The 16,500-nt window shown below is 70.1% G+C and carries 17 protein-coding genes; 16 read left to right on the forward strand and 1 reads right to left on the reverse strand.

Annotation, left to right across the window (positions count from 1 at the left end; genetic code table 11):
- The first annotated feature begins 11 nt into the window (after positions 1–11).
- The 13 genes from AB0R04_RS17120 to AB0R04_RS17180 all read left to right on the forward strand — a co-directional run bounded on the left by AB0R04_RS17120 (position 12) and on the right by AB0R04_RS17180 (position 12,403).
- Positions 12–1,292, forward strand: a complete 1,281-nt coding sequence (locus AB0R04_RS17120; protein WP_063347808.1) for a serine hydroxymethyltransferase — start codon at positions 12–14, stop codon at positions 1,290–1,292.
- A 174-nt stretch (positions 1,293–1,466) separates the two neighbouring features.
- Complete coding sequence (locus AB0R04_RS17125) at positions 1,467–2,744, forward strand: MraY family glycosyltransferase (protein ID WP_063347807.1); 1,278 nt, start codon at positions 1,467–1,469, stop codon at positions 2,742–2,744.
- Positions 2,745–3,046: 302 nt separating this feature from the next.
- The gene (locus tag AB0R04_RS17130) at positions 3,047–3,490 is read left to right on the forward strand and encodes a hypothetical protein (RefSeq protein WP_363371891.1); all 444 of its coding nucleotides are present in this window, start codon (positions 3,047–3,049) and stop codon (positions 3,488–3,490) included.
- A 285-nt stretch (positions 3,491–3,775) separates the two neighbouring features.
- Positions 3,776–4,591 (forward strand): F0F1 ATP synthase subunit A, encoded by an 816-nt coding sequence (gene atpB, locus AB0R04_RS17135; RefSeq protein ID WP_063347805.1) that lies wholly within the window; start codon positions 3,776–3,778, stop codon positions 4,589–4,591.
- Between the two features lie 90 nt (positions 4,592–4,681).
- Positions 4,682–4,924, forward strand: coding sequence for an ATP synthase F0 subunit C (gene atpE / locus AB0R04_RS17140; RefSeq protein WP_030302757.1), 243 nt, complete (start codon positions 4,682–4,684; stop codon positions 4,922–4,924).
- A 34-nt stretch (positions 4,925–4,958) separates the two neighbouring features.
- Positions 4,959–5,519 carry a F0F1 ATP synthase subunit B gene (locus AB0R04_RS17145; protein WP_063347804.1) on the forward strand — a complete coding sequence of 187 codons (561 nt, stop codon included), beginning with the start codon at positions 4,959–4,961 and terminating at the stop codon, positions 5,517–5,519.
- On the forward strand, positions 5,516–6,331 hold the full coding sequence (locus tag AB0R04_RS17150) for a F0F1 ATP synthase subunit delta (protein WP_363371895.1): 816 nt from the start codon (positions 5,516–5,518) through the stop codon (positions 6,329–6,331). The genes AB0R04_RS17145 and AB0R04_RS17150 overlap by 4 nt, the downstream gene beginning before the upstream one ends.
- Before the next feature lie 159 nt (positions 6,332–6,490).
- On the forward strand, positions 6,491–8,065 hold the full coding sequence (atpA, locus tag AB0R04_RS17155; RefSeq protein WP_363371897.1) for a F0F1 ATP synthase subunit alpha: 1,575 nt from the start codon (positions 6,491–6,493) through the stop codon (positions 8,063–8,065).
- 32 nt (positions 8,066–8,097) lie between these two features.
- A complete protein-coding gene (locus tag AB0R04_RS17160) occupies positions 8,098–9,012 on the forward strand; it encodes a F0F1 ATP synthase subunit gamma (protein ID WP_363371900.1) in 915 nt (304 codons plus the stop codon).
- A gap of 2 nt (positions 9,013–9,014) precedes the next feature.
- Positions 9,015–10,460, forward strand: a complete 1,446-nt coding sequence (gene atpD, locus AB0R04_RS17165) for a F0F1 ATP synthase subunit beta (protein WP_363371902.1) — start codon at positions 9,015–9,017, stop codon at positions 10,458–10,460.
- A 182-nt stretch (positions 10,461–10,642) separates the two neighbouring features.
- Positions 10,643–11,026 carry a F0F1 ATP synthase subunit epsilon gene (locus AB0R04_RS17170; protein WP_063347799.1) on the forward strand — a complete coding sequence of 128 codons (384 nt, stop codon included), beginning with the start codon at positions 10,643–10,645 and terminating at the stop codon, positions 11,024–11,026.
- 149 nt (positions 11,027–11,175) lie between these two features.
- Positions 11,176–11,676, forward strand: coding sequence for a DUF2550 domain-containing protein (locus AB0R04_RS17175; RefSeq protein WP_063347798.1), 501 nt, complete (start codon positions 11,176–11,178; stop codon positions 11,674–11,676).
- Between the two features lie 154 nt (positions 11,677–11,830).
- The gene (locus AB0R04_RS17180; RefSeq protein WP_063347797.1) at positions 11,831–12,403 is read left to right on the forward strand and encodes a cob(I)yrinic acid a,c-diamide adenosyltransferase; all 573 of its coding nucleotides are present in this window, start codon (positions 11,831–11,833) and stop codon (positions 12,401–12,403) included.
- Between the two features lie 10 nt (positions 12,404–12,413).
- Here AB0R04_RS17180 and AB0R04_RS17185 read toward each other — a convergent pair whose 3' ends face one another.
- Positions 12,414–13,016 (reverse strand): hypothetical protein, encoded by a 603-nt coding sequence (locus AB0R04_RS17185; RefSeq protein ID WP_363371907.1) that lies wholly within the window; start codon positions 13,014–13,016, stop codon positions 12,414–12,416.
- A gap of 156 nt (positions 13,017–13,172) precedes the next feature.
- Between AB0R04_RS17185 and AB0R04_RS17190 the strand changes: the two genes are divergently transcribed.
- From AB0R04_RS17190 to AB0R04_RS17200, 3 genes are all read left to right on the forward strand, one after another.
- A complete protein-coding gene (locus AB0R04_RS17190; RefSeq protein ID WP_363371909.1) occupies positions 13,173–14,375 on the forward strand; it encodes a histidine kinase in 1,203 nt (400 codons plus the stop codon).
- The gene (locus AB0R04_RS17195) at positions 14,372–15,022 is read left to right on the forward strand and encodes a response regulator transcription factor (RefSeq protein ID WP_363371911.1); all 651 of its coding nucleotides are present in this window, start codon (positions 14,372–14,374) and stop codon (positions 15,020–15,022) included. Before AB0R04_RS17190 ends, AB0R04_RS17195 begins: the two co-directional genes overlap by 4 nt.
- A 253-nt stretch (positions 15,023–15,275) precedes the next feature.
- Complete coding sequence (locus tag AB0R04_RS17200) at positions 15,276–16,145, forward strand: 3-hydroxyacyl-CoA dehydrogenase family protein (RefSeq protein WP_063347794.1); 870 nt, start codon at positions 15,276–15,278, stop codon at positions 16,143–16,145.
- Positions 16,146–16,500 lie beyond the last annotated feature (355 nt).

A 16,500-nucleotide genomic window follows, 5' to 3' on the forward strand; every position in this document is an offset into this window, starting at 1 on the left:
GGAGCCCCGCCATGACCGTCACCGACGCCCCGACCGGCCCGACCGCGACCAGAGGGCGCCCGTGGGCCTCCGAGGCACTGCACCGGGCCGATCCGCAGGTGGCCGACCTGCTGGCGGCCGAGGCCGAGCGGCGGGCCGAGACGGTCCAGCTGCTGGCGGGGGAGAACCTGACCTCCCCGGCCGTCCTGGCGGCGCTGAGCGGGCCGCTGATCGACAAGTACGCCGAGGGCTACCCGGGCCGCCGGCACCACACCGGCTGCGCCCTCGCGGACGCCGCCGAGCTGCTGGCGATCGACCGGGCCCGTGAGCTGTTCGCCGCCCCGCACGCCAACGTCCAGCCCCGGTCGGCGACTTCGGCGATGCTGGCGGCGTACGCGGCGCTGCTGCGGCCCGGCGACGGGGTGCTGGCGATGTCGCTGGAGCACGGCGGCCACCTCAGCTGCGGCTCGCGGGCGAACTTCTCCGGCCGCTGGTTCGCCTTCACCGGGTACGGGGTGCGCGAGGCCGACGGCCTGATCGACCTCGACCAGGTGCGCGACCTGGCCCGCGAGCACCGCCCGAAGGCGATCGTGGCGGGCTCGATCTCGCACCCCCGGCACCCGGACTGGGCCGCCTTCCGGGAGATCGCCGACGAGGTGGACGCCTACCTGATCGCCTCGGTCGCCCAGACCGCCGGCCTGGTCGCGGCCGGAGTGGCGCCCTCCCCGGTGCCGTACGCGGACGTCACCGTGGCGGCCACCCACAAGCTGCTGCGCGGCCCGCGCGGGGGCCTGCTGCTGTCCACCGCGGAGCTGGCCGAGCGGATCGACCGGGCGGTGTTCCCGTTCAGCCAGGGCGGGGCGGCGATGAACGAGGTGGCCGGCAAGGCGGTGGCACTGGCCGAGGCGGCGACGCCCGGCTACCGGGCGTACGCGCAGCGGACGGTGGACGGGGCGCGGGTGCTGGCGACAGGGCTCGCGGCGGCCGGGATGCGCCTGCTGACCGGCGGCACCGACACCCACCTGGTGACGGCGGACGTGAGCCCGCTGGGCGTCACCGGCGCGGAGGCCGAGCGGCGCTGCGCCGTGGCCGGACTGCTGCTCGGCAAGTGCGCGCTGCCCTTCGACCCGGCTCCGGCGGCCGAGGCCTCCGGGATCCGGCTGGGCACCGGCACGGTGACCAGCCAGGGGATGGGCGAGGCGGAACTCGCCGAGCTCGCCGGGCTGATCGCTCAGGCGCTCGCCGGGGGCACGGGCGCGCGGGTGGCGAACCGGGTCCGGGAGCTGGCCCTGTCCTTCGCCGACCGACGGTGACGAGAGCGTCGTCGACGGATATTCGGATCTCCTACCCGGGAGAGCGAACCGCGATGCGTGCCTTGAGCGTCCGACTCAATAAGGTGTGGGGCGTGGCGACGCACCTCGAACCCCGGGAACGCAGGGGAGTACCTTCGGTACCTCCCCGTTGGACAGTGACGCAGGAGGCCGGTGGTGCGTGAGTATCTGCTGGTGCTGTTCTGCACCGCCGCCGTCACCTACCTGTTGACCGGCCCGGTCCGGAAGTTCGCCATCGCGGCCGGCGCCATGCCGCCGGTCCGCGCCCGGGACGTGCACCGCGAGCCGACGCCGCGGCTCGGCGGGATCGCCATGTTCGGCGGGCTGTGCGCGGGCATCCTGGTCGCCTCGCAGCTGGACAACCTGAGCAAGGTGTTCTCCCAGGGCACCGACATCCGCGCGCTGCTGTCCGGTGCCGGGATCATGTGGCTGCTCGGGGTGCTCGACGACAAGTGGGGCGTGGACGCGCTGGTGAAGCTCGGCGGCCAGATGATCGCCGCCGGTGTGATGGTCTGGCAGGGCGTCACGGTGATCACCCTCCCGGTGCCCGGTGTCGGCGCGGTCGCGGTGAGTCCCACCCAGGGCATGGTCATCTCGGTCACCCTGGTCGTCGTCATGGTCAACGCGGTGAACTTCATCGACGGCCTGGACGGCCTGGCGGGCGGCATGGTCTGCATCGCCGCGATGGCGTTCTTCCTGTACAGCTACCGGCTCTGGTACGGCTACACGATCACCGACGCGGCGCCCGCGGTGCTGTTCAGCGTGCTGCTGATCGGCATGTGCCTGGGCTTCCTGGCGCACAACATGCACCCCGCGCGGATCTTCATGGGCGACTCCGGCTCGATGATGCTGGGCCTGATGCTGGCCGTGGCCGCGATCTCCATCACCGGCCGCGTCGACCCGGACCTGATCAGCAGCGAGACCGGTTCACAGACCGCGACCGTGCACGCCCTGGTGCCGATCTACATCCCGCTGCTGCTGCCGCTGACGGTCATCGCGCTGCCGCTGGCGGACCTGCTGCTCGCGGTGGTGCGCCGCACCTGGGCCGGCCAGTCGCCGTTCGCCGCGGACAAGCGCCACCTGCACCACCGGCTGCTCCAGGTCGGGCACTCGCACAGCCGTGCGGTCCTGATCATGTACTTCTGGGCCGCGCTGATCGCCTTCGGCACGGTGGCCTTCTCGGTCACCAACACCGGCCGCACGGTGGTGCTGACGCTCGCCGGGCTCTGCCTGGTCGGCCTGGTGGTGCTGTTGACGCCGCAGTTCCGGCCGCGCGCGCCGAAGGCGGTGCAGGCCTTCGTCCCGCCGCGCTACCGGCGCCGTCCGCCCGCCCCCATGGCCGAACTGTCGGCAAAGGACAAGCAACTTCTCGGTGAAGCCGACCGGGGAGCCTCCGCGCTCGACGACCACGGCCGGACCACCGGCCGCCGCTAGCAAGGCAGTTGATGTTCCGTCGGATGGCCTCACCCGTTCGGCTGTACCGTTGCGCCGTCGGTGTGACAGGTGCCACACATTCATGGTAAAGCTCTCATCAAATAGTTTGTGATACCGTTCACGAGTACCGAGAACGCGCCGAAAGACCTGACAGGTGGAGGACTTCCGTCCCTGGTCGGTCTCCCTCGACGGGCCCGCCGCTCCAGCGGGCGGCCCGGGCGGCGGCCTCTCGGTCCGGTGTCACCCACCACCTTCTGTGCCCCGTCCCCCCGTCACATCGACATGCCGCCGGAGCTGCCGACATGCCGTCCACCGACGCCCGGATCCTCCGAGGCGCCGCGATTCCCACTGCGGCCGCCGGGATCATCGCCATGGCGATCTCGTTCGCCGTCGCCGGCGGGAAGGGGCTGCTCGGCGCCCTCTTCGGCGCGCTACTGGTGATGGCCTTCTTCACTTCCGGCCAGGTCGCGCTCGACCGCCTGACCAGGTCGAACCCGCAGATCATGATGGCCGCGGCGCTCCTGGTGTACACCACGCAGATCCTGCTGGTCGGCATCGTCCTGGCCGTCTTCAAGGACACCGGGCTCTTCAACCGGCAGGCCTTCGCCTTCACGCTGCTCGGCTGCGCGCTGATCTGGACGGGCTTCCAGGTGCGCGGTGCGCTGAAGGCCAAGACCTTCTACGTCGACCCCGACGCCTCGGAAAAGAAGGGTGACAAGCCTTCCGACTCGGGGCGTCAACAGTGACGAGGCCCAACTGTCCCCCCAACGAGGGGGGCGGTGTTTATGCCGCACTGACGGACTGCTATCGTCCGTCGCAACAACGGAGTACGGGAAGCGGCCAGGTCTGTCCGAACAGTGGACGGATCGCCCCCCGAATCCGCGCAGTCTTCGATGATCCCGCTGTGGTGCGGCGCACCGGCGCGCGGGATCCGCGAGAAACCCATCAAGTTTCAGTGCCGCTCCGTGGCCGCAGGCCACGCCGACACACCGAGGTTGCCGTAACCATGCGTCACGACGAAGGAGTCCGTGGTGAGTGCTGATCAGCTCACGTTCCTCGCCTCAGGCAGTTGCCACTTCGGGGACGCTGGCTGCGGCTTCCCGGCCCCGGGTCTGAACGAGTTCCAGTTCAAGCCGATCTTCTCGATCGGCAGCATCGAGTTCAACAAGCCGATGCTGCTGTCGGTCATCGTTGCGCTGCTGGTCGTCGTCTTCTTCTGGGCCGCCTTCGCCAAGCCGCGCCTGGTCCCCGGCAAGCTGCAGCTGGTCGGCGAGATCGGCTACGACTTCGTCAAGCGCTCCATCGTGCTGGAGACGATCGGCAAGAAGGGCGAGAAGTACGTCCCGATGCTCGTCTCGATGTTCTTCTTCATCTGGTTGATGAACATCATGTCGATCATCCCGTTCGCACAGTTCCCCGTGACGGCGGCGATCGCGTTCCCGGCCGGCCTCGCGGCGGTCGTGTGGATCACCTACATGACGCTGACCTTCAAGAAGCACGGCTTCGTCGGCGGTCTCAAGAACCTCTGCTGGCCCTCGGGCATCCCCGGCTGGGTCATGTTCATCCTGGTGCCGATCGAGTTCTTCTCGAACATCTTCGTGCGCCCCTTCACGCTCGCGGTCCGAGCCTTCGCGAACATGTTCGCGGGCCACCTGCTGGTCGTGATGTTCTCCGTTGCCTCCTGGTACCTGCTCAGCCCGACCCTGGGTGCGCTCTACGGCTCGGCCTCGTTCGTCGTCGCCGTCGGCCTGACCGCCTTCGAGCTGCTGGTCCAGTTCCTGCAGGCCTACATCTTCGTGATGCTCGCCAGCAGCTACATCGCCGGTGCCCTCGAAGAGGCGCACTGAGCCAGGGGGCCCCGGCCCTCCTGAACCACTCCCGGAACGCCCGGTGGCCAATCACCACCGGTACACCATCCCCGCAAAGGACACACTGCAATGAGCATGCTCGCTGAGGTCGGCGTCTACGGTTCCGTCGCTTCGATCGGTTACGGCCTCGCCGCGATCGGCCCCGGCATCGGTGTCGGTCTCATCTTCGGTAACGGTGTGCAGGCGATGGCCCGCCAGCCCGAGGCTGCCGGCCTGATCCGCTCCAACATGTTCATCGGCTTCGCGCTGACCGAGGCGCTCGCCCTCATCGGCATCGTCATGCCGTTCGTCTTCGGCCAGGGCCCCAAGTAATCCCCGGCGTAGACCCTTCGAGGAAGGTCCAGATATGAGCGTCGTGGCTCAGCTTGCGGAGACGGAGGAGATCATGAATCCTCTCCTGCCCGCGTGGCCCGAGATCATCATCGGCCTGCTCTGCTTCTTCATCGTCTTCGGCCTGCTCGGCAAGAAGCTCCTCCCCAGCATCGAGAAGGTGCTGTCGGAGCGCCGGGACGCCATCGAAGGCGGCATGGAGCGCGCCGAGGCCGCCCAGGCCGAGGCCCAGGCCCTGCTTGAGCAGTACCGCGCCGAGCTCGCCGAGGCGCGTCACGAGGCTGCCCGCATCGTCGAGCAGGCTCGCGAGCAGGGCGCTGCCCAGCTCACCGAGATGCGCGAGGAGGGCCAGCGTCAGCGCGAGGCCATCGTCGCCGCCGGCCACGCGCAGATCGAGGCCGACAAGAAGCAGGCGACCGCCGTCCTGCGCCAGGACGTGGGTTCGCTGGCCTCCCAGCTGGCTTCCCGCATCGTGGGTGAGTCCCTTGAGGACAGCGCTCGGCAGAGCGGCGTGATCGACCGTTTCCTGGACGAGCTGGAGGCCAAGGCCGCCGTTGCTCAGGGTGCGGCCAAGTGATCGGCGCCAGCCGCGAGGCCCTCGCCGCCGGCCGGCAGAACCTGGAGAGCCTGACCGACTCCACCTCGGTGGACGCGGCCAAGCTCGCCGAGGAGCTCACCGCCGTCACGGCCGTGCTGGACCGTGAGGTGTCGCTGCGCCGTGTCCTGACCGACCCGTCCCGGTCGGGCCAGGACAAGGCCCAGCTGGTCTCCTCGCTGCTGACCGGTCAGGTCTCCGGCGAGACCGTCGACCTCGTCTCCGGTCTGGTCCGCTCCCGCTGGTCGGGCTCGCGCGACCTGGTGGACGGGACCGAGGAGCTGGCCGCGTACGCCGAGGTCATCGCGGCGGACAGGGCAGGTGCCCTGGACGACGTCGAGGACGAGCTGTTCCGGTTCAGCCGGGTGGTGAGCGGCTCGCACGAGCTGCGCGCCGCGCTGACCGAGCCGAAGGCCGGCATCGCCGCGAAGGCCGCGCTGATCAACAAGCTGCTCGGTGGCCGCGCTCACGCGGGCACCGTCCGGCTGGTCACGGCCATCGTCAACGCGCCGCGTGGCCGTAGCCTGGAGCAGGGCCTGGAGTCCTACTCGAAGCTCGCCGCCGCGCGCCGCGGCCGCGTGGTGGCCCTGGTCACCACCGCGGTGCCGCTGTCGGACACCCAGAAGGAGCGCCTGTCCGGTGCTCTGGCCCGGATGTACGGCCGCCAGGTCCACCTGAACATCGACGTCGACCCCGAGGTCGTCGGCGGTGTCCGGGTGCAGGTCGGCGACGAGATCATCGACGGCACCGTGTCGAGCCGCCTCGAAGGCGCTCGCCAGTCGCTCGAAGGCTGAGCACTCAAGCAGCAGCACATCCGACCCTCGGTCGGGAAACCGGCTCCCCAAGGAGCCGGCACATCGGACGGCCGGTTCGGCAGACCCGGCCGAGAGTCGAATACTTGCGGCCCTCAATGGCGGGCCGAGGATCGCAAACTAGGAGAGCAGGGAAGCCTGATGGCGGAGCTTACGATCCGTCCGGAGGAGATCCGGGACGCGCTGGCCGACTTTGTCCAGTCGTACCAGCCGGACGCCGCTTCTGTGGAAGAGGTCGGCACGGTCACTGACGCGGCGGACGGCATCGCGCATGTCGAGGGTCTGCCCTCGGTCATGGCGAACGAGCTGCTGAGGTTCGAGGACGGCACGCTCGGCCTCGCGCTGAACCTCGACACCCGCGAGATCGGTGTCGTCATCCTCGGCGAGTTCGGTGGCATCGAAGAGGGCCAGACCGTGCGCCGCACCGGCGAGGTCCTCTCGGTTCCGGTCGGCGACGGCTACCTCGGCCGCGTCGTGGACCCGCTGGGCAACCCGATCGACGGTCTGGGTGACATCGCCTCCACCGGCCGTCGTGCCCTGGAGCTGCAGGCCCCCGGCGTCATGGCCCGCAAGTCGGTCAAGCAGCCGCTGCAGACCGGCATCAAGGCCATCGACTCGATGACCCCGATCGGCCGTGGCCAGCGTCAGCTGATCATCGGTGACCGCCAGACCGGCAAGACCGCGGTGGCCGTCGACACGATCATCAACCAGCGCGACAACTGGCGCTCGGGCGACCCGGAGAAGCAGGTCCGCTGCATCTACGTCGCCGTGGGCCAGAAGGGCTCCACCATCGCGTCCGTCCGCGGCGCCCTGGAGGAGGCCGGCGCGCTGGAGTACACCACCATCGTGGCTGCTCCCGCCTCCGACCCGGCCGGCTTCAAGTACCTCGCCCCGTACACCGGTTCGGCCATCGGCCAGGAGTGGATGTACGACGGCAAGCACGTCCTGATCATCTTCGACGACCTGTCGAAGCAGGCCGAGGCCTACCGCTCCGTGTCGCTGCTGCTGCGCCGTCCGCCGGGCCGCGAGGCCTACCCGGGCGACGTCTTCTACCTGCACTCCCGCCTGCTGGAGCGCTGCGCCAAGCTGAACGACGCCCTGGGCGGCGGCTCGATGACCGGTCTGCCGATCATCGAGACCAAGGCCAACGACGTCTCGGCGTACATCCCGACCAACGTCATCTCCATCACCGACGGCCAGTGCTTCCTGGAGTCCGACCTGTTCAACGCCGGCATCCGCCCGGCCGTGAACGTCGGCATCTCGGTCTCCCGCGTCGGTGGCTCCGCCCAGATCAAGGCCATGCGCTCGGTCGCCGGCCGTCTGCGTCTGGACCTCGCCCAGTACCGTGAGCTGGAGGCCTTCGCCGGCTTCGGTTCCGACCTGGACGCGGCCTCCAAGGCCCAGCTGGCGCGTGGTGCACGCATGGTCGAGCTGCTGAAGCAGGGCCAGTACCAGCCGTTCCCGGTCGAGGAGCAGGTCGTCTCCATCTGGGCCGGCACCAACGGCAAGCTGGACGACGTCCCGGTCGCCGAGATCCGCCGCTTCGAGCGCGAGTTCCTGGACCACGTGCGCCTCCAGCACAAGGACCTGCTCGCGGGCATCGTCGAGACCGGTCTGCTCGCCGAGGGCACCGTCGACGCGCTGACCACGGCCATCGAGGCCTTCAAGCAGGGGTACCAGACCGCCGACGGCAAGCTGCTCTCCGAGCAGGCCTGAGTCCGGTAGCGAGGGAAAGGACGTAACGACCCATGGGAGCACAGCTTCGGGTCTACAAGCGCCGGATCCGCTCTGTCACCGCGACGAAGAAGATCACCAAGGCGATGGAGATGATCTCCGCGGCGCGCATCGGCAAGGCGCAGCGCGCGGTGGCCGCCTCCGCTCCGTACGCCGATGAGCTCACCCGGGCGGTGACGGCGGTGGCCACCCGGTCCAACGCCAAGCACCCGCTCACCACCGAGAACCCGAACGCCACGCGTGCCGCCGTCCTGCTGATCACGGCGGACCGCGGCCTGGCGGGCGGTTACTCGTCCAACGCCATCAAGGCGGCGCTGGCGCTCACCGAGCGCCTGCGCGGCGAGGGCAAGGACGTGGTGACCTACATCGTCGGTCGGAAGGGTCTGTCGTACTACACCTTCCGTGACCTGACGGTCGGGAACTCGTGGACGGGCTTCTCGGACAAGCCGACCTACGGTGACGCGAAGACGGTCGCGGGCGAGCTGATCGAGGCCTTCACGGCCGAGACCGGCGGCGTGGACGAACTCCACGTGGTCTCGACCGAGTTCGTGTCGATGCTGACGCAGGACGCGGTGGACGCCCGACTGCTGCCGCTGAAGCTGGACGAGGTCCAGCTCAGCGACCAGACGTCGGCCAAGGCCGAGATCTTCCCGCTGTACGACTTCGAGCCGTCGGCGGAGGGCGTCCTCGACGCGCTGCTGCCGCGGTACGTCGAGAGCCGGATCTACAACGCGCTGCTGCAGTCGGCCGCCTCCGAGCACGCCGCCCGCCGCCGCGCGATGAAGAGCGCGACGGACAACGCCGGCGAGCTCATCAAGTCGCTCACGCGGCTTGCCAACTCGGCCCGTCAGGCCGAGATCACCCAGGAAATCAGCGAGATCGTCGGCGGTGCCAACGCCCTCGCCGACGCTAGCCGCGGGAGCGAATGAGAATGACCACCACTGTTGAGCCGACCACGGCGACGGGCCGCGTCGCGCGGGTCATCGGCCCGGTCGTCGACGTGGAGTTCCCCGTCGACGCCATTCCGAACATGTTCAACGCCCTGCACGTCGAGGTGGAGAACCCCGACGGCTCGGGCAAGAAGACCCTGACCCTCGAGGTCGCCCAGCACCTGGGCGACGGCATGGTCCGCGGCATCTCGATGCAGCCGACCGACGGTCTGGTCCGTGGCACCCAGGTCACCGACACCGGTGCCGCCATCTCGGTGCCCGTCGGCCAGATCACCAAGGGCAAGGTCTTCAACGCCCTCGGCGACGTGCTGAACGTGGACCAGAAGGAGTTCGACCAGCAGGTCGAGGTTCGCTGGCCGATCCACCGCAAGGCGCCGGCGTTCAAGGACCTCGAGTCCAAGACCGAGATGTTCGAGACCGGCATCAAGGTCATCGACCTCCTCACCCCGTACGTCCAGGGTGGCAAGATCGGTCTGTTCGGTGGTGCCGGTGTCGGCAAGACCGTTCTGATCCAGGAGATGATCTACCGCGTCGCCGAGAACTTCGGTGGTGTGTCGGTGTTCGCCGGCGTCGGCGAGCGCACCCGTGAGGGCAACGACCTCATCGACGAGATGGTCGACTCGGGCGTTCTGGACAAGACCGCGCTGGTCTTCGGCCAGATGGACGAGCCGCCGGGCACCCGTCTGCGCGTCGCGCTCTCCGCGCTGACCATGGCGGAGTACTTCCGTGACGTCGAGAAGCAGGACGTGCTCCTCTTCATCGACAACATCTTCCGGTTCACCCAGGCCGGTTCCGAGGTGTCGACCCTGCTCGGCCGCATGCCCTCCGCGGTGGGCTACCAGCCGAACCTGGCCGACGAGATGGGCCTCCTCCAGGAGCGCATCACCTCGACCCGCGGTCACTCGATCACCTCGATGCAGGCGATCTACGTCCCCGCGGACGACCTGACCGACCCGGCCCCGGCCACCACCTTCGCCCACCTGGACGCGACGACCGTTCTGTCGCGCCCGATCTCGGAGAAGGGCATCTACCCGGCCGTCGACCCGCTGGACTCCACGTCCCGCATCCTCGACCCGCGGTACATCGCGCAGACCCACTACGACACGGCCCTCCGTATCAAGGGGATCCTGCAGAAGTACAAGGACCTCCAGGACATCATCGCCATCCTCGGTATGGACGAGCTGTCGGAGGAGGACAAGATCACGGTCCACCGGGCCCGTCGCATCGAGCGCTTCCTCTCGCAGAACACCTACGTGGCGAAGCAGTTCACCGGTGTCGAGGGTTCGACCGTGCCGCTGTCGGAGACCATCGAGGCCTTCAACTCGATCGCCGACGGCAAGTACGACTCCGTCCCGGAGCAGGCCTTCTTCATGTGCGGTGGCATCGAGGACCTCGAGAAGAACGCCGCCGAGCTGGCGAAGAAGTAATCGCGGCCGGTAGCAGCTGAGTGACCGTGAGGGGTGGCCCCGAGCCCGGGACCACCCCTCGCGTCGCATCGGCTGTGATTCCGGTCAAATCCGTGCCGCCGGTTTCATGCCGGGGGCGCGCGGCCGTTATTCTTACCGAAACTCCCGAGTAATCGGGGGTTGCATGAGCCTAGGAGCCCACGTTGGCTGAGCTGCACGTCGAGCTGGTCGCAGCCGACCGCAAGGTGTGGTCCGGTGCGGCCACCATCGTCGTCGCCCGTACGGCCTCCGGCGACACCGGCATCATGCCGGGTCACACCCCGGTGCTGAGTGTGCTGGAGACCGGTCCGGTCACCATCCGCACGACGGACGGCGGCACCGTGATCGCCGCGGTGCACGGCGGCTTCATCTCCTTCGCCGACAACAAGCTGTCTCTGCTCGCGGAGATCGCCGAGCTGGCGGACGAGATCGACGTCGCCCGCGCCGAGCGCGCGCTGGAGCAGGCCAAGTCGGGCCTGGACGAGCACGCCGAGCGGCGCGCCGAGGTCCGCCTGTTCGCGGCGCGCGGCCTCAAGGCCCACGTCTGAGTGCGCCAAGACCCCGGTTCAGCGGGGTCGACCGACGGTCCCGGGGACGCGTGAGCGTGACCCCGGGACTGTCGTCGTAGTTGGTAGGTCAACGCGGTCGCTTGATACGACCGATACGGGGAACGCGGGTAGCGAGGAGGTAGGTGAGCATGGTCCTCGCGCTTGTGGTGTGTGCGGCGGTCGTGGCGCTGGGTGTGATCGGCCTGGTGGCGTTCGCGGTACGACGCCGCCTGATCCAGCGGGTCGGCGGCACGTTCGACTGCAGTTACCGACTCAAAATGCCCGCCGACGCCTCGACGCAGCCCGACCTCGACGAGAACGGCAAACCCACCTCGGCCCCGGTCCCCCAGACCGACGGCAAGGGGTGGGTTTTTGGTATCGGCCGCTACAGCGGTGACTCGATCGAGTGGTTCCGGGTCTTCTCGTACGCCCCGCGCCCGCGCAGGGTGCTGCCGCGCCGGGAGATCGAGGTGCTCGGCCGGCGCTACCCGGAGGGCCAGGAGGAGCTCGCCCTGCTCTCCGGCTCGGTGGTGCTGCGCTGCCTGCACAACGGGGAGCCGCTGGAGCTGGCGATGAGCGAGGACGCACTCACCGGCTTCCTCGCCTGGCTGGAGGCCGCCCCGCCCGGGCAGAGGGTCAACGTCGCGTAGCGACGGACCCTCGGGGTGGGGGTACCCCCGGCCGGAGGCTGGGGGAGGTCAACGTCGCGTAGCGACGGACCCTCGGGGTGGGGGCACCCCCGGCCGCCGGGCTGATCCCCGCTCGGGGTTAACGCCGCCTAACCCGTCCGGCTACGCTGGCCGCATGGTGAATCTGACGCGCATCTACACCCGTACCGGCGACGACGGCACCACCGCGCTCGGCGACATGAGCCGGACCACCAAGACCGATCCCCGCCTGGCGGCGTACGCCGACACCAACGAGGCGAACGCGGCGATCGGGGTGGCCGTCGCGGCCGGATCGCTGCCCGAGGACATCGTCACGGTGCTCGTCCGGATCCAGAACGACCTGTTCGACGTCGGCGCGGACCTGTCCACGCCGGTGGTCGAGGACCCGAAGTACCCGCCGCTGCGGGTGCTGCCGTCGTACATCGACCGGCTGGAGGGGGACTGCGACCACTACCTGGAGCAGTTGGAGAAGCTGCGCAGCTTCATCCTGCCCGGCGGCACGCCCGGCGCGGCCTACCTGCACCTGGCCTGCACGGTGGTGCGGCGGGCCGAGCGGGCCACCTGGGCGGCGATCGCGGAGCACGGGGACAGCGTCAACCCGCTGACCGCGAAGTACCTCAACCGGCTCTCCGACCTGCTGTTCATCCTGGCCCGGGCGGCCAACAAGGAGCGCGGCGACGTGCTCTGGGTGCCGGGCGAGAACCGCTAGGGCGAGCCCCTCAGAGCCGCTTCTCCGGGACGCCGGCGACGGGCTGTTCGGCGATCGGGGCGTGCGCGTCCTGCTCGCCGGCCGGCGGCTGCTTGGGCCAGAGCGTGTAGCTGACGGCGATGACCACGTTGACCACGGCGGCGATGCCCAGCTTGAGGTACCACTGGAGGAAGGTGCCGAAGTGCGCGGAGCCTCCCGACAGCGGCACCAGCAGGGTGATCAGGCTCAGCGTGATCACGGCCGAGACCACCGTGCGGCGGCAGATCTGCCACTCGTACCGGGACCGCTCCGCACCGTACTTCGGTGAGCGCGGCGGCTTGGGGCCGCCGGCGAAGCGGTACATGAAGTGCCGGTCGGCCCAGCGGACCAGGGAGGGCCCGTACCCGATGGAGAAGCCCGCGTAGCTCGCCGCGAGGGCGTGCGTCCAGCTCGCGGCGGCGCCGCCGCGCAGGTCGAGCACGGTGAGCGCGTACAGGGTGAGGTCCACCACCGGCAGGCCGACCAGCAGGGCGGTGCTGGTGCGGCGCCACCGCAGCAGGTAGCGGGCGGCGAGACCGAGGCCGAGCAGGATCCAGAAGGAGATCTCGGCCGCGACGATGAGGGTGACGATCACGTTGTGCTCCCGGGCGGTCGGCGGTGCCTCCAGCCTGGCGCGCGGGCGTGGCCGCGTCGTCGTCGCCGGGTGCCGTCCCGGCCTGCACCTTTCGATGTACGGCTGCTCCTCCGGGGACGGGAGCCGCCCGGCGCCCGGGGATGGTGAGATGGGGGTGTGCTGAGACCGACCCTCACCCCGCGTCAGGAGGACCGGGGGATCGCCCTGCTCGGTCTGCTCGGCGGAGCGCTGCTGATCGCGCTCCAGGTCTACGACAACTCCTCGCGGATCCCGCGCTGGGCGGTGGTGCCGTCGCTGCTGGTGATGGCGGTGCTGGAGCTGTTCCGCCGGACCAGGCCGGTGCTCACCACGACGCTGGGCGGGCTCGCCTTCGGGTACAGCATCTTCACCGGCGCCCTGCTGGCGACCAGCCTGATGTACACCGACCTGCTCTACGCGGCGGTGCTCTACGGCACCCCGAGGATGTCCCGGATCCTGCACCTGACCGGCACGGGCTCGGTGCTGGTGCTGTCCACCCTGGTGCTGATCTACAGCGACGCCTCGAACGCGGTGGCGGTGGTGGTGCTCACCGTGCTGATCTACCTGGCGCCGGTCTGGACCGGGGACGTGGTCCGCAAGCACCGCGACCGGGCGGTGAGCGAGCGGCTGCGGGCCGAACAGACCGCGCTGCTCTCGGAGATGGACCGGCGTGAGGCCGTCGTCGCCGAACGCGCGAGGATGGCACGGGAGTTGCACGACGTGGTGGCCAACCACCTGTCGGCGATCGCGATCCACGCGACCGGCGCGCAGTCCGTCGCCCGGCGCCGTCGGCTGGCCGGGGACGACCCGCTGGTGGAGGTGCTGGCGGTGATCCGGGAGAGCAGCGTCCAGGGTTTGGCCGAAATGCGTCGCATGATCGGACTGCTGCGCGACAGCGGCGGGGGAGAGGCGGACGAGTCGTACGCGGCGCCCGACCTGGCCGCCGTGGACGCCCTGCTGGCCAAAGCCCGGGCGGCCGGCCAGGACGTCGGGCTGGACTTCGAACTCGCCGAGCAGGGCGAGCGCGGGGAGGTCCCGGTGCCGGTCCGGCTGGCCGCGTACCGGATCGTCCAGGAGTCGCTGACCAACGCGCTCAAGCACGCCGGGCCCGGACTGGTCAGCGTGCGGATGGAGTTCGGCCCCGAGGAACTGCGGATCGCCGTCGACAGCCCGTACCGGCACGGCCCGGGCCGCGAACTGCCCGGTGCCCGGGCCGGGCTGGTCGGCATGGCGGAGCGGGCCGGGCTGCTCGGCGGCAGCTTCGAGGCGGGGCCACGGAACGACTACTGGAGCGTGCGCGCGGTACTGCCGCGCGGGCGGGAGAGCGAGGCAGGGGCATGACGATCCGGGTGCTGGTCGCCGAGGACCAGGCGGCGGTACGGGCGGCGCTGGTGATGATCCTGCGGGCCGAGCCGGACATCGAGGTGGTCGGGCAGGCCGCCGACGGCGAGGAGGCCGTCCGGCTGGCGCTGGAGCTGCGGCCCGACGTGGTGCTGATGGACGTGCAGATGCCCCGGCTGGACGGCGTCTCGGCGACCCGGCAGGTGGTCGCCGCCGGGGCCGGCCAGGTGCTCGTGCTGACCACCTTCGACCTGGACGAGTACGTCTACGGCGCGCTGCGGGCCGGCGCGGCCGGGTTCCTGCTCAAGGACCTGGAGGCGGACACCCTGGTCGAGGGCGTCCGGACGGTGGCGCGCGGGGACGGCATGCTGGCGCCCTCGGTGACCAGGCGGCTGATCGGCGCCTTCGCCCGGCCGGACCGGGCGGTCGGGCCGGAAGCCAGGGAGGCGGTGGCCGGACTGACCCCGCGTGAGCGGGAGGTGCTGGCCTGCATCGGGGCCGGGCTGTCCAACGGGGAGATCGCGGCCCGGCTGGAGATGGCGGAGGCGACCACCAAGACGCACGTCAGCCGGATCCTGGCGAAGCTGCGGCTGCGCAACCGGGTGCAGGCGGCGATCCTGGCGCAGGACCTCGGGCTGAGTGTCTGACCGTCCGACCGTCAGATGGTCTGGTCATCCGGCCCGGTCAGATGGTCCGATCGGCTGGTCTGATCGGCTGGTCACGGCGGGTCTGGGTCGCCCGACCAGGTCGGGCGCAGATCACACTCCCGATTGACACCACGGGGCCGGATTGGGCATTAGAGTCCCGGCAACGAGCGACGCGGCTCTCCGGCGGTGACCCCTGCCCTGAGCCGCCTTCAGGGCCCGCCCCAGGGCGGCGACGGCATCGGGAGACCCAGCCATGAGCAATGCGTCCAGCAAGCAGATCGCCGTGATCGGTGCCGGCCTGATGGGCGCCGGCATCGCCCAGGTGTCCGCGCAGGCCGGCCACCCGGTGGTGCTGCGGGACGTCACCGAGGAGGCCCTGCAGCGCGGTCTCGCGGGCATCCGCGCCTCCTACGCGAAGTTCGTCGCCAAGGGCCGGCTGAGCGCCGAGGACGCCGAGGCCGCGCTGGGCCGGATCACCACCACCACCGACCTGGGCGCCGTCGCCGAGGCCGACATCGTGGTCGAGGCCGTGTTCGAGCAGTTCGAGGTCAAGGAGGCCGTCTTCCGGGAGCTCGACAAGCTCGCCAAGGACGGCGCGGTGCTGGCCTCCAACACCTCCGCCATCCCGATCACCCGGATCGCCGCCGCCACCCGGCGCCCCGAGTCGGTCGTCGGCGTGCACTTCTTCTCGCCGGTGCCGCTGATGAAGCTGGTCGAGCTGGTCCGCGGCTACAAGACCAGCGACGAGACCCTGGCCGCCGCCCGCGCCTTCGCCGAGGGCGTCGGCAAGGACGTCGTGGTGGTCAACCGGGACGTGGCCGGCTTCGTCACCACCCGCCTGATCACCGCACTGGTCGTCGAGGCCGCCAAGCTGTACGAGTCGGGCGTCGCCACCGCCGAGGACATCGACACCGCCTGCCGCCTCGGCTTCGGCCACCCGATGGGCCCGCTGGAGACCGCCGACCTGACCGGCGTGGACATCCTGCTGCACGCCGCCCGCAACATCTACGAGGAGACCCAGGACGAGAAGTTCGCCGCCCCGGAGATCATGGCGCGCATGGTCACCGCCGGCGACCTCGGCCGCAAGAGCGGCCGCGGCTTCTACCCGTACGAGGGCAAGTGAGCCCCCGCCGGAACGGGTGAACGACGACGCCCGGAGACCGGGCGGGCCGTGCGGCCGAACACCGTACGGCCTGCCCGCCCGGGGGTGGGTGAGTTTCCTCACGCCAGGTGCCGCAGACGGGTGATTTGGGCGGTAATCGAGCGTAGGTGTGGAGACTGACTGCGTATATTCCCTCGGACGAGTGAAGTTGCTTCAGATCTGGCCGGAACCAGCAACCTGCGCTGCTGGTTTGCCGTCAGAAGAGGGAGACCCGGCCCAGCACGACGAGGCTGCGACCGGACCCGGGCGAGGGGCCACGGCCCGCCCGGATGGACACCCCCACCCCCCGCCCCGGCACGGCCGGGTCGGACCACCC

Origin of the sequence: Kitasatospora sp. NPDC056731, assembly GCF_040687675.1 — a bacterium.
Taxonomy (GTDB): domain Bacteria; phylum Actinomycetota; class Actinomycetes; order Streptomycetales; family Streptomycetaceae; genus Kitasatospora.